Origin of the sequence: Flavobacterium hydrophilum (genome assembly GCF_003202405.1) — a bacterium.
In the GTDB taxonomy this organism is placed as follows: Bacteria; Bacteroidota; Bacteroidia; order Flavobacteriales; family Flavobacteriaceae; genus Flavobacterium; species Flavobacterium hydrophilum.
In genome coordinates, this window is sequence record NZ_QJHL01000002.1 from 657,728 (window position 1) to 684,325 (window position 26,598).

Here is a 26,598-nt window from a genome sequence, read left to right on the forward strand (position 1 = left end):
GTTTTAGGGGGTTAATATATATAAAGTATGAAATTAAGATATTTAGTTCTAATATTTTTTGTCTCGTTTTTTTTAAGTCGGTGTGCTTCTGGTGCAACTATTGAAGGCATGACGGTTAAAGATTATAAAAGCGAAAAACTCATTGGGGATAAAATATTTGTTAAGCCTGTGATTGGAGGAGAAGAAACAAGTCCTTTTGGGATATCGAAAATTTCTAATAAAAATTTTGGAGAGGCTTTTAAAAAATCTATTCTTCATTCTAATGCTTTTTCGAAAATTTCAAATGCTACAAATGATGATTGGATAATTGAAATTAGTATAATTTCTGTGGATAAGCCCAAATTTGGATTTAATTTTACAGTAAAAACTATAATAGATTATAAATTGTATTATAAGAATAAATTAGTTTTTTCGAAAAAAATCGATCAATCTGGAAAAGCTACTTTTTCTGATGCTACAATAGGGCAAAAAAGAGTTAGAATTGCAAATGAATTTTCGGCAAAGAAAAATATAAAGTCTTTGTTTGAATCTTTAAACGAAATAACTTTAGATGAGATGGATTTGCATTCTGCTGAAACAAAGTTGTAATTGTTTCATAAAATGTAAAACATATTATGAAACCGAGTCTGCGTGAGGGATAGAAGTGAAAAGCCCGCAGACCAATGCAGTGATAACGAAATTGGTCGAGGACTTGTAACGGATAGTCCGGCCCTTGGGACACGCCCAAATTAAAATATTGAAAACGAATATACCTACAAGGTTTTAAAAAACTTGCAGGAAAGAAAATAGAATAAAAAACTTAGAACCTTAGTATCTCAGGATCTTTGTAACTTAAAAAGAAAATGGCAGAAAAAAGAAGAGACCTTGTATTAGCAGGATTAGAACCGTTAATTATTACGCCGGAAAGTGTTTTCGTGAATGTTGGTGAGCGTACGAATGTAACAGGTTCAAGAAAATTCTTGAGATTAATCAAGGAAGAGAAATATGACGAGGCACTTGATATTGCAAGACAGCAGGTGGAAGGAGGAGCGCAAATCATCGATATTAATATGGATGAGGGAATGCTTGATGGTGTTCAGGCAATGACAAAATTCCTGAATTTGATTGCTGCAGAACCAGACATTTCGAGAGTGCCGATCATGATCGACAGTTCAAAATGGGAGATCATTGAAGCAGGTCTAAAAGTAGTACAAGGAAAAAGTGTTGTCAACTCGATTTCGTTAAAAGAAGGTGAAGAAGCTTTTATTCACCACGCCAAATTAATCAAACGATATGGAGCGGCGGCCATTATCATGGCTTTTGACGAAGTTGGTCAGGCCGATAATTACGAGCGCCGTGTGGAGATTTGCCAGCGTTCGTATGATATTTTGGTGAACAAAGTGGGGTTTCCTCCGCAGGATATTATTTTCGATTTGAACATTTTCCCGGTGGCAACAGGAATGGAAGAACACCGCCTGAATGCAATTGACTTTTTTAGAGGAACAAAATGGGTTCGTGAGAATTTGCCACATGCACATATCAGTGGTGGTGTAAGTAACGTTTCGTTCTCCTTTAGAGGAAATGATACGGTTCGTGAAGCGATGCACTCGGTGTTTTTGTACCACGCCATTAAAGACGGAATGACGATGGGGATCGTAAACCCGGAGATGCTTACGATTTACGATGATATTCCGAAAGACTTATTAGAACACGTTGAAGACGTAATATTAAACAGACGTGACGACGCTACAGAACGACTTTTGGATTTTGCGGAAAATGTAAAAGGTGAAGTAAAAAGTGATGAAAAAGCGGTTCAGGAATGGCGTTTTGGAACCGTTCAGGAACGTATTACACATTCATTGGTAAAAGGAATCGATGCTTTTATTGAAGAAGACGTTGAAGAAGCGCGTTTGGCTGCAACAAAACCAATTGAAGTGATCGAAATCAATTTGATGACGGGAATGAACGTGGTTGGAGATTTGTTCGGAAGCGGAAAAATGTTCCTGCCTCAGGTTGTAAAATCAGCTCGTGTAATGAAAAAAGCGGTGGCGTATTTATTGCCGTTTATTGAAGCGAGTAAACAAGCAGGAGATAAATCCGGAAACGGAAAAATCCTGATGGCAACCGTAAAAGGTGATGTTCACGATATTGGAAAAAACATTGTTTCGGTAGTTTTGGCTTGTAATAATTATGAGATTGTAGATTTGGGTGTAATGGTGCCTCCGGAGAAAATCATTGCAGCGGCTATCGAACACGAAGTAGATATTATCGGGTTAAGCGGACTGATTACGCCTTCGCTTGATGAAATGGTATATCTGGCTAAAGAATTGGACAAACAAAACATTAAAATCCCGATTATGATTGGGGGAGCAACAACTTCACGCGCGCATACAGCCGTGAAAATTGCACCTCAGTACAGAGAAACCGTCATTCACGTAAACGATGCTTCGAGAGCCGTAACGGTTGCCGGAAATCTGTTGGATCATAACCGAAAAATATATGCAGCAGATATTCGTGCAGAATATGATACTTTTAGAGAAACGTTCTTAAATCGTTCGAGAGATAAAAACTTCCTGACGATTGAAGAGGCTCGTAAAAATAAATTACAATTGGATTGGTCTGAATATACTCCGACCAAACCTAAAAAAATAGGCGCACAAATCGTCGAAGTAGAATTGGATGTTTTGGTTCCGTATATCGACTGGACACCGTTTTTTCAAACTTGGGAATTGCACGGAAAATATCCGGCGATTTTAACGGATGAGGTTGTGGGCGAACAAGCAACTTCTGTATTTGCTGATGCTCAGGCAATGCTAAAAGTTATTTTAGAAGAGAAAAAACTAAAAGCAAAAGGTATTTACGGAATTTTCCCTTGTAATCAAGTAGATGACGACGATATCGAATTGCGTGATGAAAACGGAAAAGTATTAGAGAAGTTTTTGACTTTACGTGTGCAGGGACAAAAGACAAAAGGCGCTCCAAACATAGCTTTAGCCGATTTTATTGCGCCAAAAGAAAGCGGTATTGAGGATTATATGGGAGCTTTCTGTGTAACAACCGGTTTTGGGGTAGACGAATGGGCGGCAGAATACGAAAAGAATTTAGACGATTATAATTCGATTATGGTTAAAGCACTTGCGGATCGTTTTGCAGAGGCTTTCGCCGAATATCTTCACGAGAGAGTGCGTAAAGATTTCTGGGGTTATGATTCGGAAGAATCTTTAACTAATGAAGAATTGATTAAAGAAAGTTACAAAGGAATCCGTCCGGCTCCGGGTTATCCCGCTTGTCCGGATCATTTGGAGAAACCAACGATCTGGAAACTTCTGGATGTTGAAAAACAGATTGGAGTAACCTTAACAGAAAGTATGGCGATGTGGCCGGCTTCATCAGTTTCTGGTTATTACTTCGGAAATCCGAAAAGTAAATATTTCGGACTAGGAAAAATAAAAGAAGATCAGGTGACAGATTATGCCAAACGCCGAAATGTACCGCTCGATTACGCAATGAAATGGTTAAACCCTAATATAGCAGACTAACAAAAGTTATTTTAATTTCATGTTTAAAGTTTCAAGTTGCTGTAGAGAACTTGAAACCTGAAACTTGACACGAGGCTTTAGCCGAATCGGCGAAGCAAACTTGAAACAAAAAACAAATAATGAAAGTAACAGAACATATAGAAAACGCCAAAGGAAAAACATTATTCTCATTTGAAATTATTCCGCCTCAAAAGGGGAAAAGCATTCAGGAATTATACGATAATATCGATCCGTTGATGGAGTTTAAACCGCCGTTTATTGATGTAACAACTTCTCGCGAAGAGTTTATTTATATCGACAAAGGAAACGGACTTTTGGATAAAAAACTAACACGTATGCGTCCTGGAACGCTTGGAATCTGTGCTTCTATAAAACATAAATACAATGTGGATACCGTACCGCACTTGCTTTGCGGAGGTTTCACACAGGAAGAAACCGAATATATGTTAGTGGATTGTCACTATTTAGGCATCAATAACGTAATGGCGCTTCGTGGCGACGCTATGAAACATGAGCAGTCATTCGTTCCTAAAGATGGCGGTAATCATTACGCTGTTGATCTGGTTAGACAAATCAATGATTTGAACTGTGGTAAATATCTTCACGAAGTGATGGATATCGACAACAGAGCCGATTTTTGTATCGGTGTTGCCGGCTATCCGGAGAAACATCTGGAGTCGCCTTCTTTGCAGTCTGATTTGCGAAGATTAAAAGAAAAAGTAGATGCAGGAGCCGATTATGTGGTAACGCAAATGTTTTTCGACAATGCTAAATATTTTGCTTTCGTAGAAAAAGCTAGGGAAATGGGTATTACGGTACCAATTATTCCGGGAATTAAGCCAATTGCCGTTCAAAAACACATGCAAATTTTACCACAGATTTTCCGTATCGATTTACCGGAAGATTTGATCCATGCAGTTGATAAATGCAAAAACAACGCAGAAATCAAACAAGTCGGAGTCGAGTGGGCGATTCAGCAGTCAAAAGAATTAAAAGAAGCCGGAGTTCCGTTTTTACATTATTATTCAATGGGTAAATCTGAGAATATTCGCCAGATTGCCAGTCAGGTTTTTTAATTTTTAACCATTAAGTGATCAAGTAAATACAGTTACTTTTCTGGTAAAGAATAAAAATTTTCAGGAGCTATTTCCAGCTGTTCCTTCCAATCTTTTGTGCCGAACCCCGGCACAAAAGGATTTTCCCTCGCATCTGGGCTAGGGCATTTGACATTTTAATTTCAATTTGTAATAATTAAAAAATTATGGAAAAAGAAGAACTACAGGCAATAGCATCCCAATTAAAACATCCGACAGGAGAAAAGGGAATTGAAATGGCCAACATGATGCATGAAACCAACATCAACATGACCCGCCATTCAGTTCAGAATCTAAATATTTCAGTAGGGAATACTATTCTTGAATTAGGACACGGAAATGCCGGACACGCAGCATTTATTTTCGAACAGGCTGAAAACCTAAAATACTACGGACTCGAAATGTCTGAGTTAATGTTTCGGGAAGCACGCCAGATCAACCGAAATTTTGTTTCTCAAAAACAAGCTTTCTTTTCGGTTTATGATGGAAATACTATTCCGTTTGAAGCAGCATCTTTCGATAAAATATTCACAGTAAATACTCTTTATTTTTGGCAGAAGCCTGAAGAATTACTTTCAGAAATCTACAGAGTTTTAAAACCATGCGGAAATTTCTGCCTGACATTTGCAGAGGAAAGTTTTATGAAAACGCTTCCGTTTACACAATTTGAATTTGAGCTTTACAGTACTGAAAAGGCATTAAAGCTAATTGAAAAAACAGCTTTTAAAATTGTTTATACCGAAAATCAGACAGAAAAGGTAAAAAGCAGAACAGGTGAACTTGTCGACAGAGCTTTTACGACAATTGTTTTAGAAAAATAAAAGGAAATACATTTTTACACATAGCTTATTTTTAAACAAACGAAACTTCCTTGTCAAAGAGGGTTAGGTTTATGTGTGTTTAAACGATTTGTTCTTTACTGAATTTAACCTTTTACAGCATTATGGAAGTTAAAAAAATCAATTTTCTACAAAGTTACAGCAGTATCCTTTTGCTTCTGGGAGGAATTATAGCTGGAAGTATTTTGGGTTTAGTATTTGGAGAAAAAGTTGAGGTTATAAAACCTTTGGGAGATATTTTTCTAAATCTGCTTTTTACAGCCATTATTCCATTAATCTTTTTTACAATTGGTTCTTCAATTGCCAATTTGGAACAATCGGAGAAGTTAGGAAAACTATTTGTTATTATGATATTGGTTTTCCTTTCAACTCTTATAATTTCTGCAATCATAATGATTTTTGCGGTTTACCTTTTTCCGATTCATCAGGATATAGCAATTACTAAAGTTCCTTTTGAAAATATACAATCCGGATCTGTCGGTGATCAGATCGCAAAATTGGTTACAGTAAATGATTTTTCTGAATTATTGTCTCGAAAAAGTATGCTGGCATTAATAATTTTCTCTTTTTTAATTGGTTTTGCGACCTTACAGTCAGGTGAAAAAGGAAATGCATTCAAGAGTTTTCTGGATTCTGGAAACGAGGTTATGAAACAACTTTTGAATAGTATCATGAAATTTGCACCAATCGGTTTAGGAGCTTATTTTGCTTATCAGGTTGGTATCTTTGGACCTCAGTTGTTTGGCGTTTATGCTAAGCCTATGGCAGTTTATTATGCTGCCTGTGTATTTTATTTCTTTACATTTTTCAGTTTATATGCCATCATTGCTGGAGGAAAAAGAGCTTTTAAAGTCTTTTGGAGTAATAATATCACGCCTTCTTTAACCGCAATAGGAACTTGCAGCAGCATTGCAACCATCCCTGCAAATTTAGATGCAGCCCAAAAAATGGGAATTCCGACACATGTCCGAAATCTGGTAATTCCGCTTGGAGCACCTTTGCATAAGGACGGTTCGAGTATGTCATCTATTCTGAAAATTACTTTTTTGTTTGCCATGTTTGGAAAGGATTTTACAGAACCTTCAACGATTCTTTTGGCGTTAGGAATCACTATAATTGTTTCAATTGTTGAAGGCGGAATTCCAAACGGCGGTTATATTGGTGAAGTCCTCGCCATTACGGTCTATGGTTTTCCGATGGAACAGGCTTTGCCTGTTGCCATGATTTTAGGAACACTGGTTGATCCAATAGCCACTTTGTTAAATGCCAATGGTGATGTGATTTCTTCGATGCTAGTTTCGAGGTTTTCTGAAAAAACCAAATTTTAAAGGCCAAAAAATAAAAAAATATAATTTCTAACTATTTTAAAATAATATGAATTCAATATTACAACACGATTTAAATGACTTCGGGAATATCTTAGAAAAAACAAAAAAACAAGGAATCGACTTCTTGAATAATCTCGAAAATATTCCAACTTCTAATAAAAACTCAATTGATTACAGCAGAGAATTGAACGAATTAGGCTTAGGATCACTGGCAGCTTTAGAAGAATTTAATGAAAGATTAGCGCCATTAATGGTTGCTTCTTCCGGACCAAGATATTGGGGTTTTGTGACTGGTGGTTCAACCCCTGCATCGATTGTTGGTGACTGGCTAACTTCTATTTACGATCAAAACACGCAAGCTGTAAAAGCACAGGGAGGCGTATCGGCATTAATTGAATTTGAAACGATTAATTTGCTTTTGCAATTGTTAGAGCTGCCAAAATCTTTTTTAGGAGGATTTGTAACCGGTGCAACAATGTCAAATTTTACCAGTCTTGGAGTTGCCAGACAATGGTTTGGGAAACAATCGGGTAAAGATTTTGCTAAAAACGGAATTTCAGAAAAAATAAATATTTTCTCCGCTACTCCACATTCTTCTTCGATAAAAGCATTATCAATGTTAGGAATTGGAAGCCAGAATTACACCACAATTCAAACCATTGAAGGAAATCGGGAAGCAATTGATATAGCTGATTTAGAACAAAATATTAAAAGTCTAAACGGGAAACCTTTTGTTTTAATTTCAAGTGCAGCAACCGTTAATACTGCCGATTTTGATGATTTTGAAGCTATTTCAAAACTAAAAGAAAAATACAATTTCTGGTGGCATATTGATGCTGCTTTTGGAGGTTTTGCAGCTGTTTCAGATAAATATAAACATTTTATAAAAGGCTGGGAAGGAGCTGACAGTATTACAATTGATTGCCATAAATGGCTCAATGTGCCATATGAAAGTGCTTTTTATTTGATAAAAGAACAGCATACAGCTTTGCAAATTGAAACTTTTCAAAACTCAAATGCGCCTTATTTAGGAAATCCATTAGAGAATTTTAATTACTTTAATGTAGTACCTGAAAACTCAAGACGTTTAAGAGCTCTGCCTGTTTGGTTTTCATTATTGGCATACGGAAAAGATGGTTTCCGGGATATAGTTGAAAATAACATTGCATTGGCTCTGCATTTTGGGAATGCTCTTATTGAAGAAGCGTCTTTCGAACTTCTGGCTCCGATTCGTTTAAACAATGTGTGTTTTACATTAAGAGGTGATCATAATCAGGAAAAAGTATCACAGTTTTTGTCTGAGCTTAATGATACCGGAAAAGTGTTTATGACACCAACTGTTTACCAAAACCGAAAAGGTATCAGGGCATCATTTGTAAATTGGAGAACAACTGAAAACGATATAAAGATTGTTATTACAGAAATGAAAGAAGTTTTTTCTAAAATTTAATCGTTTTAAAGCATTTTTTATCGTTTAGAAGAAAGAAAGGATCTGCTAAAAAACAGATCCTTTTCTATTCAAAAAAAAAATAAAAAACAAAAAAAAGGTAACTAAAGACGGAGGTACTAAAGAATAGTAGTACCAACTACGAATACAAATATAATATTATTTATAATAATTCTAAATAAAATTATGAAAAATATTTATTTTTTATAATTAGATTTTTGTCAGAAGTTCGAATAAATGAAATGATAAATTGTATTTTATAATCAGGATATGACAAATTTGTATAAATAGAATTGTTTTGATTGCCTTATATTTAGCATTCATTTGTAAAAGAATCGAGAATGAAAATTGTAAAAAAGAATATCTTTTTGTGGCTTCTTATTTTTTCTAATGTAATGTTATCTCAAAACAAAGGTATTCAGATTTCATTATGGGAAAATGGTGCCCCGGGTTTTGAGAATCTAAGAAATGAACCCGAACAGGCTCAGGACTGGTGGGTGAGAAATATTCATAATCCATCAATAACGGCTTATTTACCGGAGAAACCAAACGGAATGGCAGTGCTTATTTGTCCCGGAGGCGGACATGAAAATCTGGTTTTTAATTCAGAAGGGAAAGATGCAGCAACTTATTTAAACAGTATAGGAATAACCGCTTTTGTTCTAAAATATCGTTTAGCAAGAACAAAAGATTCGCCATATAAATTAGAAACTCATGTTAAACAGGATGCTGAAAGAGCGATAAGGTTAATAAGAAACAAAGCGACTGAATTTAAAATTGATGCTAACCGAATTGGTGCTATGGGATTTTCAGCAGGTGGAGAAGTAGTTGCGTTGATTGCCTATAATTCAAATAATGTTTTGAAAAATACTTCGGATGCAATTGATAAACTGAACTCACAGCCCAATTTCCAGATATTAATTTATCCGGGTCCATTATTTATTCCGAAAGAGATTAAGGCTGATGCTCCTCCCGCTTTTTTATTAGCCGCAAATGATGATTCTTGTTGCTCAGCACCAATTGTGGAACTGCTGAATGGCTATCGAAAAGCCAATGTTACGGTCGAAATGCATTTGTATGCTAAAGGAGGTCATGCTTTTAATATGGGAAAAAGAGCAAAGTCAAATTCCCTTACAACCTGGCCACAAAGATTGACAGACTGGTTTGAGGATAATAATTATTTTTTGAAATAAGGTTTTAAGAATTTGATTACAATTATGAGCAATGCCGGTAGGCAATAAAACAATTAGCCCGGATATTACTCCAGGCTAATTATTTTAGATACATTTTCTAATATCTTGTTGTTATTTAAACCTCAAAATTTTATCGATATCAAATTAAAAAGAATACCCAAGTGTTAACAGCCAATTTGATGGCGCTCCGGGAAACAAGCGAATGTAGTCATACCCGCCAACCCAGTAGGTCTTATCAGTTATATTATTGGCATTCAACTGGATTTTAAACTTATTAATACTATAATACAAAGCTGCATTAAACAAGGTATAGCCTGGAATTGTTTGTGTTATATTTTGACTTAAATTACGGGTTGTCACAAAATTAGATCCCATTGCGATTCCAAAATCTTTAAATGCACCATCTGTAAAATTGTAACGCGTCCAGATATTGCCCTGCTGAACGGGTGTGTTAGGTTTTTGTCTTCCAATTTCGGTAGTTACCGGACTTTCTGTTATATAAGCTTCATTGTAAGAATAAGCCGCAGAAATACTCCAGTTTCTTGTAATACTACCGTTTATATCAATCTCAATACCTTTAGATTCTTCTTCTCCAATAGCTCTCATTAAATCTGGATTTGTGGTATCATTCGCCGGATACAAGGTGTTTTTCTGCTGAATTTTAAATAAGGCTACCGTTACGAAAAGTCTTTCTTTGAACCAGGAAGATTTTCCACCAAATTCAACCATATTACTTTCTAAAGGATCAAATGGACCTCCTGCATTTGGATTTGATAATGACGAAGCCGTTTGCGGATTGTATCCCTTCACATACGTTCCGTAAAGATTAATGTTTGAATTAAGCGTATAGGTCAAACCAAAACGAGGCAAAAAAGAATGTTGCTTTACTTTTTTCTCAGTATCTTTTTTGTAATTTTCTTTATCGGTATATTCATCATAACGAATTCCAATTAAGGCCTGAAAAGCTCCAAATTTTACATGATCCTGAAGATATACTCCATACAATGAGTAGTAGGTAGGATCAAACGGACGAGCGCTGTAAAAATATTTACTCATGTCTTTTAATTGTTGTGATCCTGATGGATTTGTCAGGTCAAAATGTGCTACGTTTGGTACAGGATTTCCTTTAGAGTCTAATAAATAAGCACTTTTGTTATTAGGATTGTATGTTGCAATAGATCCTGTGTTAGCAGCATTTCGATATCCTGTTGCCTGCAATTGAGAGCCTCCAGGAGGAACATTCTCCTGCGCATAATCGTAACCGGCAATCAGATTATGATCGAAGATTCCGGTTTTGGCCTGATACTTAAAAAAAGCAGAAAGATTATCGATATAACGTTTACGCTTACGTTGAAAAACCTGCATTTCTATTGCTGTTGAAATTGTTGTTCCATCACCTGCAGAAGCGTATTTATTAGCACCGCGATGTTCCAGCAGATCTTCGCTATAGCCAGTACGGATATAAGAAGCTGAAAAGGATAAACGATCTGTAAATCGGTGGTTTAGTGAAGTTGTTACGATGTAGGTTTCCTCGTTTAAATAATCGTTTGTAGAATTTAAAGAGTTGGAAATTTTTGTCGAGTACAAATTATTTTCGTAGGTAGACTGACCACGATCCAGGATGCTTTTTGAAGAGGTATAAATCAAATCAAAATTCACGCTTGTTTTATCATTAGGCAGAAAAGACAAAGAGGGGGCTAATACTATATTTTTATCAAATTGTAAATCTCTAAAAGAATTGGCGTTCTCATAACCCAAATTCAGACGATATAAAAGTGACTTGTCTTCTGTAAGCGGACCAGTAAAATCTGCCAGAGCTCTTAGTGTATTAAAACTGCCTGTAGAAAAACTAACGCTGTTAGCGGCCTGATCTAAAGGTTTTTTTGTAACACGATTTAAAACTCCTCCTGGAGATGCATTTCCAAACAAAGCCGAAGACGGACCTTTTAAAACTTCAACACGTTCTAAGTAATTGGCAAGTGGCTGTTTCCAGAAACCTGTTGAGGTTCGCATTCCGTTTAATAATTGCGTATTACTTCCTCCATTGATACGAAATCCTCTAATTGAGATATCATCGTAAAAGGTAAACTGGCTTACTCCGCTAAAGTTTTTTACAACTTCGCCTACGCGAATGGAACCCTGATCTGCAATTAACTCTTTTGTTGCATAAGAGACTGCCTGAGGTAGATCTTTTAAGGCAATTTCTGTTTTGGCTCCAATAAAAGATTTGGTATTTTTATAAGACTTCTCTTTTCTTCCAGTAATTTCTACAGTCTGGAGTGTATTGATGTTTTTCTGTAAAATTATAGTGACTTCAGTATTTTCATTTTCATGCAGCTCAATTGTTTTTTCCAAAGCAGAAAATCCCATCGCCGAGAAAGAAATAGTATAAGAGCCTGTTGCAAGACCTGTGATTTCAAAATTTCCGTTATCATCAGAAATGGCATTTTTTTTTAAACTTTTAATCGAAATAGAAGCATACGAAACAGCTTCATCATTTTCGGAAATTATCTTTCCCGTAATTTTAGCATTTTGTGCCTGACCTATATTGAAAAAGGCTAACAATACTATTAAATAAGTAAACTTCATGGCGGTTATTTAAATTTTAGACCGCAAAAATATAATAATTTAGACTAAATAAAAATAAAAAATAAAATGATTTCTGAAATACAATTTAAAAAGCAATAGGTATTAGCTGTCTTTGGTAATATTTGTAAATTTTAAATTAACTAATTTAGACTTGAAATTTATATTTGAAATTTGTTAATCAAGAATTTAAAAAATAATAATTCTAAATATGATGAACTTTCCAACACTGATGGGTATTACCTCTGGAGCAGCTTTTCTGCTTGGTTTTATACTTTTTTTTAATAATCGAAAAGTAAACATCAAAGCCAATAAATACCTCGGCTTATTTGTTCTTACCTTGGGTTTTGCTATGCTCGAAATTCAGTTGTTTTGTCAAAAATTCCATCTTCAGCATGCTTATCTTTTTGAAATGATTGGGTTGATTAGGTTTCTGACTGCTCCGTTGCTTTACATCAGCATTCTGTATTTTACATCTGTACATAAAAAAATTGAAAAGAAAATTTTATGGAATTTTTTGCCCTTTGCAATTTTTGTAATTTTCAGGATTCCTTTTTTTATCACAGGAAAAAACATCGAATTCAGTTATGAAACCGGTAGCATAGTATTTTTTGTTTTGCGAATTGCATTGCCTCTTCAGACTATCATTTATTGGACTTTGTCTTTTGTCAAATTACAAAAGCACCTCAAATTTCTGCGTCAAATTTCATCTTCAACGGAGAAAACAGATCTTATCTGGCTAAAATACTTTTTGCTTATTTTGGTACTGATAATACTCGTATGGTTCAATCTCGTATTTTTTAATTTAGAATACTTAATTCAATTTACTCCTTTCATATATCTGTTAAGTATTTTTTTCCTGTCGTATTTTTCTTTGCAGCAAAGAGAAATTTACGATTTCAGTAAAAGCGAATTAAAGGAATTGTCATCCATTCAGGTATATAAAAAATACAGTCCCAAAAGAGTATCGGGAAACAGATTAAGTGAGTTGGATGAAAAATTAAGAACAGTTACAACATCAGAAAAAATATATTTAGAAAACGATTTAAGTCTGCCCGATTTAGCGAAAAGATTAGGAGCGAGCTGCAATGAAACTTCTTTTGTAATCAATGAATTGTATCAGGATAATTTCTATAATTTTATAAATAAATACCGTATTGAAGAAGCAAAAACATTATTACTGTCTGATAAATACAATCAATTAAACATTTTGGGAATTGCGTATGAATCCGGCTTTAATTCTAAAACAACCTTTAATACCACTTTTAAAAAGCATACCGGAATGTCTCCAACAGAATTTGTAAAAGCAAATGCTATTCTGGTAAAAAAAGAAGTATAATTACGTTCGAAAGGGTACATCGGAACATTCATTATTTGGCTAATATTCAAATTTGCAGAATATTAACTCAAATACCGATAAACATGTTAGAACAATCATCTTTAGAAATTCAAAATTCAATCTGGAAAAAATTTTTCACCTCTTTAATTCTTGTACTTGAGTTTTCCGTTTTATTATTATTGCTTGGCAATGGAGGAAATATTCCCTGGTTTCCTCCTGTTTTTGTTTTTTCCTTAATTGGGATTTCTTTGTCAAGTGTACTTTTTTTTCCGCTGATTTGGCATTCTTTAGAAAAAAAGCAAAAAATCAATTCAACAAAAATATATGGTTTTTTGTACAGCGGTATTCGATATTGTATTGCCTTTACTATTGCTGCTTTTGGCTGGAAGAAATTTTACGGACTTCAGTTTATTGTACCTGTAGAAATTGCAAATATGCCAATGAACCGGCAAACAGGAGAGTGGCTGACCTGGTTTTATTTTGGTTATTCACATACATTCGGAATCATAATAGCTGTGATACAAATAGCGGGGGGATATTTGTTATTGTTTAGAAAAAAAGTATTAATTGGAGCTGTAATTTTGTTCTCTTTACTTTTTAATCTGACTCTCATTAATATTTTTTATCAAATGAATGCCGGTGCTTTATTACAATCGGTCTTGCTGACAATTGGTGTTTTGTTTTTGATTGCCTTAGATTATAAAAAGCTGGTCGGTTTTTTTCTAAAAACAAAATCTACTTTACCCGCACTAAATTTTGAGAATGGAATCCTAAAAAACATACTTCGGATTTCAGCCATTATATTGTCTTTATTGTTTACGATTTACCTGAAGTCATTGCTGAAATAAAAAAAGAAAGCTTGTTTTAAAATATTTAAAACAAGCTTTTATTATCTGAAATCTAAGAACTATTTAGTAATTTCTCTAAACACTGCTTCCAGGTTTTTATTTTTCTGGTTGAGTTGCAAAGTCTTCAATCCGTTATCGTGCGCAAAATCAAAAACAGCGGGTCTCATGTCTTTATCTGACAGGAAAGTTAATTCCCAAAGGCAATCATGTATGTTTTTAAATGATTTTAAATGCGGGATTGCAGCAATTGCCTGTTCTTCAATCTTATAATCAAATTCAACTTCGATTACCTGCTCTTTGTGTGCTGATATTAAATTGTCCAGTTTTTTATCGGCAACAATTTTTCCTTTGTCAATAATGATCACGCGGTCGCAAATTGCTTCTACTTCCTGCATAATATGAGTAGATAGAAAAACTGTTTTGTCTTTACCAACATTTTTGATGACATTTCGAATTTCCATTAACTGATTCGGATCCAGACCTGTTGTAGGTTCATCTAAAATCAAAACATCAGGATTGTGCAATAAGGCGTTAGCAAGTCCTACACGCTGACGATATCCTTTAGATAATTGACTGATTTTTTTATGGCTTTCAGGAGATAATCCTGTGAGTTGAATCACTTCTTCGATTCTTGATTTGTCAACTTTATAAACATCGGCATTAAAAGCTAAATATTCACGAATATATAAATCCAGATACAACGGATTATGCTCCGGAAGATAACCAATAGAAAGCTGAACGGCCTTTGTATTGGCTGTTACATCATGTCCATTTACAACAGCAGAGCCATCATCGGCGAGTAAATAAGTAGTCAAAATTTTCATTAAAGTAGATTTTCCGGCTCCGTTTGGTCCCAAAAATCCAACGATTTCCCCTTTTTGAATAGAAAACGAAACGGCGTCTAATGCTTTTTGCGCTCCGTAACTTTTTGATATGTTGTTTACTTCTATTGACATGACTTTTTATTTACTGCAAAAGTAAACAGAAAAATTTTTGAATGCTACATTTTGTTCTTTAATGAACTTAATTAAATTGAAATCGCCAATAAATCAGAAAGGTTCCTTTTTTAAAGGAATATAGAGAAAAATAATGAAAACTAAAGCCTGTCATTTAGCCCTGATAGAAGCGACATCCTTTTGTGGCAGTGTTTGCCGCAAAAGATATAGCGGATAGCAGGACAGAATGTGATATGAAATGGATATTTTTCTGCTTTAAAAAATAAAATCATTTAAAAATAGTGCCAGCTTAAACAAGTTGAACAAATCATAACTACAAGATTTTCGACTTCGTTTGCCGGCACTAAAAAAAACAAGAATTATTTAAAAGAATTATAAACTCACAGGGTATTCAACTCCAGCTCTCATTTCCTGAGCAGCGGCTACCATTTCGATTAGCGCTTTTTTGGTTTCATCCCAATGGCGTGTTTTTAAACCGCAATCAGGATTTACCCATAACTGATCTACAGGAATAACCGCAGAAGCTTTTTCCAGTAACTTTACCATTTCCTCGCTTGAAGGAACTCGTGGCGAGTGAATATCATAAACTCCCGGACCAATTTCGTTTGGATATTTAAAATCGGCAAAAGCATCTAAAAGTTCCATTTGAGAACGCGAACACTCGATTGTGATAACATCGGCATCCATATCGGCAATGTTTTGAATGATATCGTTGAATTCGCTGTAGCACATGTGTGTGTGAATTTGTGTGTCGTCATTTACACCGCTTGCCGAAATTCGGAATGCTTTTACGGCCCAGTCCAGATAAGCAGCCCATTCTTCTTTTCTTAAAGGTAAACCTTCACGAATTGCAGGTTCGTCGATTTGAATGATTTTAATTCCTGCTTTTTCTAAATCGACCACTTCATCACGAATGGCAAAAGCGATTTGTGTACAGGTTTCAGAGCGAGGCTGATCATTACGTACAAATGACCATTGCAAAATTGTTACTGGACCAGTCAACATTCCTTTCACCCATTTTGGAGTCAGGGATTGTGCATATTTTGACCATTTTACCGTCATAGGATTTGGTCTTGAAACGTCTCCGTAAATAACAGGAGGTTTTACACATCGGCTTCCGTAACTCTGAACCCAGCCGTTTTTGGTAAAGGTAAATCCGGCCAATTGTTCTCCGAAATATTCCACCATATCGTTACGTTCAAATTCGCCATGAACCAAAACATCGATTCCGGTTTCCTCCTGAAAACGAATCGTAGCCTCGGTTTCTTTTTCTATTAAATCGTTGTATTGTTCGGTTGTTAATTCTCCTTTTTTGAATTTCGCTCTCCAGCTTCTTACTTCAGCAGTCTGAGGGAAAGAACCAATTGTAGTTGTTGGAAATAAAGGAAGGTTTAAAGCTTCAATCTGGCTTTTTCTTCTTGTTTCAAAAGTGCTTTTTCTTTGGTCATCAGAAGCGGTAATTCCGGCAACACGGGCTTTTACTTCGTTGTTGTGAATTAATTTTGAAGTTTTACGGTTGTCGTTTGCGATAACATTTTCCTTGAAATCAGCAGAACTTGCTATATCAACTTCGTTTGAAGCGAATTGTTTCAAGACTACAATTTCGTTGATTTTTTGTTTTGCAAAAGCCAGCCATTGTTTGATTTCAGGGGTAAGTGTCTGATCGTTTGTTTCTAAATCAAGATCACAAGGACTGTGAATTAAAGAACATGATGGAGCAACTAAAATTCGGTTTTCGCCTAATGCATCGGTCGCTTTTTTAATCAATTCTAAAGATTTTTGGAAATCATTTTTCCAGATATTTCTTCCGTCAACAACGCCCAATGAAAGATTTACATTTGAAGCCAGTTTTCCGGATTCTAAAATATCATCTAACTGAGACGGACAGCGAACCAAATCTAAATGGAAAGTATCAACCGGAAGCGCTAAAGCAGTTTCAAGATTTTCTCCAAAACAATCAAAATAATTTGCCAAAACTACTTTAAGCTTTGGGAAACTTTTGTTGATTTCGTTGTACACTTTCGTGAAAGCGCTTCTTTCTTTGTCAGTTAAATTTAAAGCTAAAAAGGGTTCGTCTAATTGGATATATTCGGCATTTTCTGCTTGTAATTTTTCCAGAATTTCAAAATAAACAGGAAGCAGCGCATCGATAAGGTCAATTCTTTCAAAACCTTCTTCTTTTTCTTTTCCTAATAATAGATAAGAAACCGGACCAATTAAAACAGGTTTGGTTGTGATTCCTAAAGCTTTTGCTTCTTTAAATTCATTGATTATTTTTTCAGAAAACAATTCAAATTTTTGGTTTTTAGTAAACTCAGGAACAATATAATGGTAGTTGGTATCGAACCATTTTGTCATTTCCATGGCTACAACATCCTGACCGTTTTTTTGAGCACCTCTTGCCATAGCAAAATACAAATCAAGAGAGGAGTTGCTTCTTGCCAGTTCGTGATAGCGTGTTGGAATTGCACCAACAGCCAAAGTCAGATCCAGAACCTGATCATAAAAAGAAAAATCATTAGACGGAATCAAATCGACTCCGGCTTCAGCTTGTAATTTCCAGTTTTTAAGACGGATTTCTTTTCCTGCATCAATAAGTTCATCAGCCGAAATTTTTCCTGCCCAGTACAATTCAGAAGCCTTTTTTAGTTCTCTGTTGCTGCCAATTCTTGGGTAACCTAAATTATTTGTTTTCATTTTTACTACAGTATTTTTTACTGTACAAATTTATTATATTGGTTTTTTAAACTTATATTTGATTCTTATTTCAGTAAAATGTGTTTTAAATATTGCTTTTTAAAGATTATATTACTTGTAAAATTTTGAATAACGAATTTTAGCCGTAAAAAAAACTATGGAAAATCTCGACAAAACCGATTTATTGATCCTAAAACACCTGCAGGAAAACTCAAATATCAATACAAAAGACCTTGCCAGTAAATTATTTCTTACCGTTACACCGGTTTATGAACGTATAAAAAGATTGGAAAGGGATGGTTATATCACAAAATATGTTGCCCTTTTAGACAGAAAAAAAATGAATCGCGGCATGACTGTTTTTTGTAATGTGCGGTTAAAAGAACACGCAAAAAATGTGGGAAGTAATTTTGTAAAGGATATTGTAGCACTTCCTGAAATTATCGAATGCTATAATATTGCCGGAGACTATGATTTTATGCTGAAGATTTTGGTGCAGGATATGGCAAGTTATCAGGATTTTGTAATGAACAAATTATCGACCATTGAAAATATAGGAAATACGAATAGCATTTTTGTAATGGGTGAAATTAAACATAGCACGGCATTAGAGTTTTGATTGTTTAGGAACTTTAAATAATTATATCAATCCGTTTTGTATGAATAAATCTATATATTTGATCGCAGATCTGACAAGTTGAACCTATATCTGTAATTAATTTATGAAGAATTAAAAAATGAGCGAAATAAAAAAAATTGCGATACTTATAACTTTTATAATAGGTGGCTGTACTTCCAATAAAAGTGTTTTAAATAAAAATATTTCCAAAAAGGAAACCAAAATAACCATTTTTTCAGGTGTAGATGCTCAAAATGATGTTTTTCTAAATTATCCTTCCAGTGTATTAAAATTTGATAATGATTTACTATTAATAGCAGATACGAGAAACAATCGCATTAGACAAATTAAGGATAATCAAATTTTAAATTTTGCAGGAAATGGGCAAAACGAAAACATTGATGGAAAATATCAACTGGCATCTTTTCAAAATCCTGAAAGCATGATAATAGACAGCAAGAAGAATGTTTATGTATCTGTGAATTATCATCAAATTAGAAAAATAGACTCGTTGGGCAACGTTAGTATGTTTGCCGGTAAATATTATAGGGGAACAATTGACGGCCCGGCAGATGGAGAAGTTGCAAGTCCCAAGGAAACGGCTTATTTTCCATTGATTTCTTCTTTAAAAATTGATAAGAAAGATGTTATTTATGTGGCTGCCGGACATTTAATCCGCAAATTAACAACTGATGGTTTGGTTACAACCATAGCTGGTCACAATCAGTCGGGAGATAAAATTGGTAATACAAAAAATGCTCTTTTCCATCAAATAAGTGATATAGCCTTAAATGATGAGGGTGATATCTTTGTGGCAGATCAGGTTAATAGAAAAATTAAGGTAATAAAAAAGGAAAGTATTGTTTCTGAATTTATTCCGCAAGGAGTAATTGAGTGGCCAGCTGCTATTGCAATCAACAGTAAACAAGAAGTGATTGTGTTTGATAGTTCTAAAAAAAAGCTTTACAAATTTGATGCTAAAGGGAAGTTGCTGAATGTCTTTAGCAATGAAAAACTATATAACGAAAATTTTGCTCATAATGTTAAAATAACTGTTGATGAAAAGGATGATATCATTATTCCTTCTCAAAATTATATCATTACCATAGCTTCAAATAATGAAGTGACACAAATTGGCGAGAAAGAGGGAACACATAGAAATGGAAATGCAAATAATGCCACGTATCAAATGCCTTATGATGGTGTTTTTGACAAAGATGGAAATCTTTTTGTGGTAGACAAAGGCAATAATTTAATTCGTAAAATTTCTAAAAACGGAGTTGTGAGCACTTTTACAGGTTCTGGTTTATATGGAAGCAGAGATGGGAATAAAGCTTATAGTGAATTTCAATATCCAAATGCAATTACAATTGACAAAAATGGCCAGCTGTTTATTTTAGATGGAGATTGGAAAAACACTAAAATTAGGGTTGTCGATTTAGCAGGTAATACGACCACTTTTATAGATTCTAAAAGAAGTACTATAAATTGGGAAAGACCTGCGGATTTAGTGTGCGATTCCAGGAATAATCTATTGATTTCTGATAGTGTAAAAAATACTATTTACATGATTACACCTGAGGGAAATATTTCAAATTATTTTGAAGTTAAAGATGTGAGACTAAATTCGCCTCATGGGCTGGCAATTGATAAAAAAGATAATTTATTTATTTGTGATTCTTCTAATAATAGAATTGTGAAGATTTCAAAGGACAAATCCATAAGCTTAATTACGCCTAATAACGGAATTTTCTTTGATGAACCAGAAAACATAGCAATTGATGATTTAGGAAATATCTATGTTACCGATAAAAACAGAACAAGGATAATTAAAATTTCTAATTCAAATGAGTCTGAAATTTATTTGAAAGAAGATATTCTTGGGAAAAATAAAGATCGTAATTTAAGTGAATATTACAATACTCTAAAATTAGAACAATTCAACAATGAAATTTATGTGTTTGATAAATATGATAATCAAATACTCAAGTTAAATTGAGTTGAAAAGCTGTTGTTTGACTAACTACAATTTAAAAAACAATCTTTTAAGCTAAAATTAAAAATGAGGACCGAGGATTTTAAAATCTCAAATTATTTATTGGCATCTAAGCAAAAACGATTTCTAAACTTTATCATTGATGGTGTAATAAAGCTGATCATTAAAAGAACATCTTGAATTAGTATCTTTAGAAAAGTCCTAAAATAAAATGTATTTTTGAAGTTTAGATCAGCAATCTAAAATCATTAATCTCCAATCTGAAATCATAATGAACTGGGAACAACTTTTATCTCTTAAAAAACAAGGTGACACAAGCAAAAGATTACGTATAGAACAAGATGATACCCGATTGGGTTTTGAGGTAGATTATGACCGGATTATCTTTTCGGCTGCATTTCGTTCTTTACAGGATAAAACACAGGTTATTCCGCTTTCTAAAACAGATTTTGTGCACACGCGTTTAACGCATAGTCTCGAAGTTTCGGTTGTTGGACGTTCGCTTGGACGTTTGGTGGGTAAGAAAATCATCGAAAAATACCCTTATTTAAAAGAGGTTCACGGTTATCATATGAACGATTTCGGTGCGATTGTGGCGGCGGCTTCGTTGGCACATGATATAGGTAATCCGCCTTTCGGGCATTCAGGTGAAAAAGCGATTGGAGAATATTTTTCTATCGGAAAAGGATTAAAATACAAAGACAAGCTTACCGCAAAACAATGGCAGGATTTAATTGATTTTGAAGGAAATGCTAATGGATTTTCGGTACTTACAGCAAGTCGCCCCGGAATTGAGGGCGGACTTCGAATTTCATACGCCACATTAGGTGCCTTTATGAAATATCCAAAAGAAAGTCTGCCTAAAAAGCCAACAAGTAATATTGCGGATAAAAAATATGGTTTTTTTCAGTCAGATAAAGTATTCTTTCAGGAAGTCGCTGAGGATATGGGATTGATTGCCAATAAACAAGATGGAGATATTGGATTTGAAAGGCATCCTCTGGCCTATTTGGTTGAAGCTGCAGATGATATATGTTATACCATAATTGATTTTGAAGACGGTATTAATTTAGGTTTGGTTTCTGAAGATTATGCTTTAGAATATCTGATTAAACTGGTACAAGACAATATTGGAGTTAATAAATATAAATTATTAGAGACCAAAGAAGACCGAATCAGTTATTTGCGTGCTTTGGCTATTGGAGCATTAATCAATGATGCTGTAGATGTTTTTATCGAAAATGAAGAAGCAATTCTGGCAGGAAATTTCCCCTTTGCCTTAACAGATAAAAGTAAATACAAAGCACAGATGAATGATATTATCAAACTGAGTGTTGACAAAATTTACCAAAGCCGTGAAGTAATCGAGAAAGAAATTGTGGGGTATCAGATTATTCAAACTTTACTGGATAAATTTATAACTGCCTTTAACAACAAATACGAAGGAACAGCTTCAAATTACGATAAACTGATTCTGAAAATGCTTCCTGAAAAACATCAATTAGAAAAAGGTAATTTATACGAGCGTCTGCTTCATATTTGTCACTATGTTTCTCTTTTAACGGATGGAAATGCTTTAGAATTATATGAAATGATAAATGGGAGAAAAAACAGCTAATTCATTAAAAAGCATATACAAGACCAACACCCAGAACTTGTCTTAACTGGGTTTTTGGTCCGTCATCTACCTGTGATTTTGAACCTGAAACAGGATCAACAACATCTTTTTTGGATTTTATATCGTCATCATAAACAATGTGAACGCCAATATTTGCCTTTACGTAAGCGTTAACTACAAGGTCTAAACGCGTATCATAATCAATGTCGACATTTCCAAAATGGTTTAAATAATCTGTATATAAAGTCAATCTGTTTTCGTAAAAAATGTTTTTATAAATCTCACTTTTCATATATCCGGTAAATAAGATACCAAATTCAGCTTTTACTTTTTGACCTTCTTCAATTAAAATTTCGTTTTCCGGATCAAGTGGGTCTGGTCCATAAACCGCTTTTTTAACACCAAAAGCTCCCTGATTTGCTAAATAGTCATCCAATACCAAAGTTGTTTTTAATGTGATTGGAGAGAAATAAAAGTTTCTGTTTTTTTTCTTGTCTGAATACTCAGATCCGGCTCCTAAAAAGATATAGGCCGGTGCAAAAGGTTTAGATATGGCAATATCCCTGTTTGGATATTTATAACCGTTGGTAAATTGAGTACTAAAATTAAACTTAGCCGAATAATACCAATTCGAAAGAGAATCTTTTCTAAATCCATATGTTGAGTTAAACTGGATCGCATCATCTGTTTTTCTTAGTTCGGTACCGTCTTGTTTATTCATACCGTATTTCACAATAAGTTCATTAAACCATTTATGATTTTCTTTGGTATAGGTTCTTGTAAACTCACCTCTAAATAGTCCCGAAATTGAGCTGGTTCCCCCCGCACTCCAATTGACGAAAGCAACTTCTGAAATATCAAAACCAAGTTTGTTTTTTTTGTTCCAATTAGAAGGCGGCGGAGGTAGCTGCCCAGGATCTAATGTCGTTCTGATAATCTGAGAAAAACTGTTTGTTGCAAATAAAAATAGCAATAAAAAAGAGGTAGAGCGTATTAATTTCATTAGGTTTAACTTTTGATTTTTTTTCGGCTGTGCAAAATACTTATTTTATAATCTTTGAAAAAGATTTACCAGACTTTTAACGTCAATTTTGCAAAAATGTTGTTGCTCAATTACTGTGCCATGTTCAATAAAACTATCAGGAATACCTAAAATTTCTATTTTTTTAGTGAAATTATTCGCTGTAGCATATTCTAAAACAGCACTTCCAAAACCACCAATTTTTGAACCGTCTTCAATGGTAATAATATGATCGAAAGAGGTTAATGTTTTGTCTAACAAATCATTGTCTAAAGGTTTTATAAAAGGAAAATCGTAATGTGCAATGCTTTCTGGATTCTCCAGTTCATTTAAAGCAGCAATTACATTATTTCCGATAGTGCCAGTAGATAAAACAGCTGTTTTTGTTCCATTTTTTAAGCAATTTGCCTTGCCAATAGTAATTTCCTGATAATTTGCGAAATTTTCTCTTCCCCAATTTGGCAAAACACCTCGGCCTCTCGGATAACGAATAGCAATAGGATGATTTAAAGAAGCTAACTGAACAGTATATAAAATATCTTGAAGGGCAATTTCATTGATTGGTGCGTAGATAATTATATTTGGAATCGCTCTCAAATACGCAATATCAAATACGCCATGATGTGTTGCGCCATCTTCTCCAACCAGACCGGCTCTGTCTAGACAAAAAATGACCGGTAAATTTTGTAAAGCAACATCATGAATTACCTGATCATAAGCACGCTGTAAAAAAGTCGAATAAATATTGCAGTAGACTATCATGCCTTGCGTTGCCATTCCGGCCGCAAGAGTTACGGCATGCTGTTCAGCAATTCCAACGTCAAAAGCACGATCCGGCAATTCATCCATCATAAATTTTAAAGAACTCCCCGATGGCATTGCGGGTGTAATTCCGATGATTTTTTCGTTCTTTTTAGCTAAATCTAAAATGGTTAAGCCAAAAACATCCTGATATTTTGGAGGAAGATTTTCTTCAGATTTTAAATGAATTTCTCCGGTAGAAGCATCAAATTTTCCCGGTGCATGATATTTTACCTGATTTTCTTCTGCCTGCTGGAGACCCTTTCCTTTTGTGGTAACTATATGAAGAAACTTCGGGCCTTTTATCTTTTTTAAACGATTCAATTCCTTGATTAAAGTTCGAAGATCATGTCCGTCAATTGGACCTGAATAGTCAAAATTCAGGGATTTTATGATGTTATTTTGCTTCGGGTTTTTTCCGTTTTTAACTGCTGTTAAATATTTTTTTAAAGCGCCAACGCTCGGGTCAATTCCGATGGCGTTATCGTTTAAAATAACTAAGATATTAGCATCGGTAACTCCGGCGTGGTTCAGGCCTTCAAAAGCCATTCCGCTTGCAATGGAAGCATCACCAATTACCGCAATATGCTGTTTGTTAAAATCACCTTTTAGTTTAGATGCAATTGCCATTCCGAGAGCTGCTGAAATTGAAGTTGAAGAATGCCCAACACCGAAAGCATCATAAATACTTTCCTCTCTTTTTGGAAATCCTGAAACGCCTCCAAGTTGTCTGTTGGTGTGAAAGTTCTCTCTTCTTTCGGTCAGAATTTTATGTCCGTAAGCCTGATGTCCGACATCCCAAACTAATAAATCTTCGGGAGTATGAAAAACATAATGTAGTGCAATTGTCAATTCCACTACACCTAAACTCGCGCCCAAATGCCCTTCTTTTACCGAAACAATATCGATGATGAAATCACGTAATTCCTGAGCAAGCTGAGGGAGCTGTTCTTCTTTTAAAAGACGTAAATCGACGGGATTGTAGATACCTGAAAGTAAATTGCTTTTCATTGTAAGGATAAAAAGCAAATTTACGGTTTTAAATTTAATTTTTTTGGCAGAGTCTTATTTCAATAAAATAGGTACTGAATATTGCATTTTTATTTTTTTACCATTAGACTCACCAGGCTGCCATTTAGGGCATAAGCTGAGAACCCTGGTAATTTCTTTTTCAAGAGATTCTTCTACTGCCGGAGAACATTCAAGAAAAGATACAGTGCCATTTTTTTCTACTGCAAATGCGAGTGTGAAATTGAGTTTCCAATAACTTACACCTTCTGGTTTTTTATATTCTTTCATAAAAAAACTATGGAATTGATCAATACCGCCTGGAAATTCTGCATTTTTGTTAAGAGGAACTTCTGGCTTGTTTAGAGTTTCCTTTTTTGAAGTACTGTTTTTTTTGTCTTTTTCAGGATTAGTAATAATTTCCTCTGGTTTTGCAGATTTTATCTGATTTGCCTTTGGGGGTAATGAAATAACTTCTTCATTATTGATTTCAATATTTTTTTCAGCATGTTCCTGGTTATCTTCTTCTGATAATTGAGAAGAGTGAGGAGCCTGTTTTGATTTGTTGATTTCATCTTTTTCTGAATCAGCAATTTCAATTTCGTTATTTTGCTTTTTGTTAGACTCTTTATCTGTACAACTAAATAAAGTTGTTCCTATGATAATAAACAAAGCCTGTAAAAATATTTTAGAGTAATGTTTCAGCATTATTTTGTTTTGTTTTTCTCGAATAGTTGTTTGTTTTCTTTCCATTATTGAAATGACAAGGGTAAACTATATTTGATTCGTGTTTTTTTGCCATTTTGTTCTCCTGGCTGCCATTTGGGAGAAAGTTTTAAAACACGTGATATTTCTGCTTCTACTTTTGAGTCAATGTTTTTTGGGAATTCAAATGATGACAAGGAGCCGTCTTTTTCTATCACGAACGAAATTATAATTCTGCTTTTTGGCTTTTCAGCTTCCTTAGGAAGTTTTAATTCGTTTACTAAAAACTGATAAAAGTTATTAATTCCACCCGGATAGTCTGCTTTTGTTTCAATAACAGCTCCTGTAATATAAGTCTCTCCTTGCATATTAGATTCCTGTACTGATGCTTTGCAATCAGGAGTAGAAGAACTATTAATTTTGACATCGCTTATTTTAGTTTTTCCTTTTACAAATTTTACGTTATCTGTTTTTGGCGGAGGAGGAGGTGGCGGTACAAAATTATTATTTCCCTTTATCTTAATCTTGCCAACTTGTATAGGTTCTGTTTTCGAAGTCTTAACGATTTCAATTTTATCAATTTTCTTTTTATCTCCATTTTTATCGGTACAACTAAACAAAGTTGTACCCATAGCAATAAACAATGCGAGTAAAAACATCTTATGATAATGATTTTGGGAATATAATATCTGACTTGGAATTTGAATTATGATATTGTCTAATTGCGTTTTTTTAAATCTTCCGCAAATTTTATTGCCTTGATTTTGAATAAAAAAATGCTGAATTTCTTCAGGAAGCATCGAGGTAAAATCAACAACAATTTTACTACAGCTCAAACAAAATCTTCCGTTATCTTTTGGAGACATTTTGTTCCAGTTTTCATGGCACGGTTCCGGAATAGCGATTTTGTAATTGTTTCCCATTTTTAAAATATCAAAAAATAAAAGTAATAAAAATTCCTAAGTAAAAAATGTATTTTTGTTTC

Annotated in this window: 19 protein-coding genes; 12 read left to right on the top strand and 7 right to left on the bottom strand. The window is 34.3% G+C overall.

The genetic code is table 11. The features are described 5' to 3' along the window. Nucleotides 1-27: 27 nt before the first annotated feature. The 7 genes from DMB68_RS11985 (at nt 28) to DMB68_RS12015 (ending at nt 9,419) form a co-directional block, all read left to right on the top strand. A complete protein-coding gene (locus tag DMB68_RS11985) occupies nt 28-588 on the top strand; it encodes a hypothetical protein (protein ID WP_124019424.1) in 561 nt (186 codons plus the stop codon). A 254-nt stretch (nt 589-842) separates the two neighbouring features. Then, the gene (metH, locus tag DMB68_RS11990; protein WP_110346892.1) at nt 843-3,518 is read left to right on the top strand and encodes a methionine synthase; all 2,676 of its coding nucleotides are present in this window, start codon (nt 843-845) and stop codon (nt 3,516-3,518) included. Nucleotides 3,519-3,637: 119 nt separating this feature from the next. After that, the gene (gene metF / locus DMB68_RS11995) at nt 3,638-4,594 is read left to right on the top strand and encodes a methylenetetrahydrofolate reductase [NAD(P)H] (protein ID WP_110346893.1); all 957 of its coding nucleotides are present in this window, start codon (nt 3,638-3,640) and stop codon (nt 4,592-4,594) included. A 185-nt stretch (nt 4,595-4,779) separates the two neighbouring features. Further along, nucleotides 4,780-5,433 carry a class I SAM-dependent methyltransferase gene (locus DMB68_RS12000; RefSeq protein WP_110346894.1) on the top strand — a complete coding sequence of 218 codons (654 nt, stop codon included), beginning with the start codon at nt 4,780-4,782 and terminating at the stop codon, nt 5,431-5,433. Nucleotides 5,434-5,555: 122 nt separating this feature from the next. Beyond that, entirely contained in the window at nt 5,556-6,779 is a 1,224-nt protein-coding gene (locus tag DMB68_RS12005) for a dicarboxylate/amino acid:cation symporter (protein WP_110346895.1), read from the top strand. A 46-nt stretch (nt 6,780-6,825) separates the two neighbouring features. Further along, on the top strand, nt 6,826-8,229 hold the full coding sequence (locus tag DMB68_RS12010) for a pyridoxal phosphate-dependent decarboxylase family protein (RefSeq protein ID WP_110346896.1): 1,404 nt from the start codon (nt 6,826-6,828) through the stop codon (nt 8,227-8,229). Between the two features lie 338 nt (nt 8,230-8,567). Beyond that, a complete protein-coding gene (locus DMB68_RS12015; RefSeq protein ID WP_110346897.1) occupies nt 8,568-9,419 on the top strand; it encodes an alpha/beta hydrolase in 852 nt (283 codons plus the stop codon). Nucleotides 9,420-9,563: 144 nt separating this feature from the next. Here DMB68_RS12015 and DMB68_RS12020 read toward each other — a convergent pair whose 3' ends face one another. Beyond that, nucleotides 9,564-12,008 carry a TonB-dependent receptor gene (locus tag DMB68_RS12020; protein WP_110346898.1) on the bottom strand — a complete coding sequence of 815 codons (2,445 nt, stop codon included), beginning with the start codon at nt 12,006-12,008 and terminating at the stop codon, nt 9,564-9,566. 208 nt (nt 12,009-12,216) lie between these two features. Here DMB68_RS12020 and DMB68_RS12025 point away from each other — a divergent pair, with 208 nt between their 5' ends. Both DMB68_RS12025 and DMB68_RS12030 read left to right on the top strand, forming a co-directional pair. Next, nucleotides 12,217-13,344 (top strand): helix-turn-helix domain-containing protein, encoded by a 1,128-nt coding sequence (locus DMB68_RS12025; RefSeq protein WP_110346899.1) that lies wholly within the window; start codon nt 12,217-12,219, stop codon nt 13,342-13,344. 83 nt (nt 13,345-13,427) lie between these two features. Then, a complete protein-coding gene (locus DMB68_RS12030; RefSeq protein WP_110346900.1) occupies nt 13,428-14,192 on the top strand; it encodes a hypothetical protein in 765 nt (254 codons plus the stop codon). 59 nt (nt 14,193-14,251) lie between these two features. On the opposite strand, the gene gldA is transcribed toward DMB68_RS12030, so the two are convergent. Next, nucleotides 14,252-15,148: a gliding motility-associated ABC transporter ATP-binding subunit GldA gene (gldA, locus tag DMB68_RS12035; protein ID WP_110346901.1), complete on the bottom strand. Its 897-nt coding sequence runs from the start codon at nt 15,146-15,148 to the stop codon at nt 14,252-14,254. 372 nt (nt 15,149-15,520) lie between these two features. Then, on the bottom strand, nt 15,521-17,845 hold the full coding sequence (gene metE / locus DMB68_RS12040) for a 5-methyltetrahydropteroyltriglutamate--homocysteine S-methyltransferase (protein WP_110346902.1): 2,325 nt from the start codon (nt 17,843-17,845) through the stop codon (nt 15,521-15,523). A gap of 157 nt (nt 17,846-18,002) precedes the next feature. Here metE and DMB68_RS12045 point away from each other — a divergent pair, with 157 nt between their 5' ends. The 3 genes from DMB68_RS12045 to DMB68_RS12055 all read left to right on the top strand — a co-directional run bounded on the left by DMB68_RS12045 (nt 18,003) and on the right by DMB68_RS12055 (nt 22,078). Beyond that, the gene (locus DMB68_RS12045; RefSeq protein WP_110346903.1) at nt 18,003-18,464 is read left to right on the top strand and encodes an Lrp/AsnC family transcriptional regulator; all 462 of its coding nucleotides are present in this window, start codon (nt 18,003-18,005) and stop codon (nt 18,462-18,464) included. 118 nt (nt 18,465-18,582) lie between these two features. Continuing rightward, nucleotides 18,583-20,463: an NHL domain-containing protein gene (locus DMB68_RS12050; RefSeq protein WP_110346904.1), complete on the top strand. Its 1,881-nt coding sequence runs from the start codon at nt 18,583-18,585 to the stop codon at nt 20,461-20,463. Between the two features lie 268 nt (nt 20,464-20,731). Continuing rightward, nucleotides 20,732-22,078, top strand: a complete 1,347-nt coding sequence (locus tag DMB68_RS12055; RefSeq protein WP_110346905.1) for a deoxyguanosinetriphosphate triphosphohydrolase — start codon at nt 20,732-20,734, stop codon at nt 22,076-22,078. A 4-nt stretch (nt 22,079-22,082) separates the two neighbouring features. On the opposite strand, the gene DMB68_RS12060 is transcribed toward DMB68_RS12055, so the two are convergent. From DMB68_RS12060 to DMB68_RS12075, 4 genes are read right to left on the bottom strand one after another with little or no spacing between them, the layout of a single operon-like run. Beyond that, a complete protein-coding gene (locus DMB68_RS12060) occupies nt 22,083-23,081 on the bottom strand; it encodes a DUF3078 domain-containing protein (protein ID WP_110346906.1) in 999 nt (332 codons plus the stop codon). 45 nt (nt 23,082-23,126) lie between these two features. Continuing rightward, nucleotides 23,127-24,911, bottom strand: a complete 1,785-nt coding sequence (locus tag DMB68_RS12065; protein ID WP_110346907.1) for a 1-deoxy-D-xylulose-5-phosphate synthase — start codon at nt 24,909-24,911, stop codon at nt 23,127-23,129. Between the two features lie 54 nt (nt 24,912-24,965). Beyond that, entirely contained in the window at nt 24,966-25,661 is a 696-nt protein-coding gene (locus tag DMB68_RS12070) for a hypothetical protein (RefSeq protein ID WP_110346908.1), read from the bottom strand. Next, the gene (locus DMB68_RS12075; RefSeq protein ID WP_110346909.1) at nt 25,661-26,536 is read right to left on the bottom strand and encodes a hypothetical protein; all 876 of its coding nucleotides are present in this window, start codon (nt 26,534-26,536) and stop codon (nt 25,661-25,663) included. Before DMB68_RS12075 ends, DMB68_RS12070 begins: the two co-directional genes overlap by 1 nt. Nucleotides 26,537-26,598: the final 62 nt, after the last annotated feature.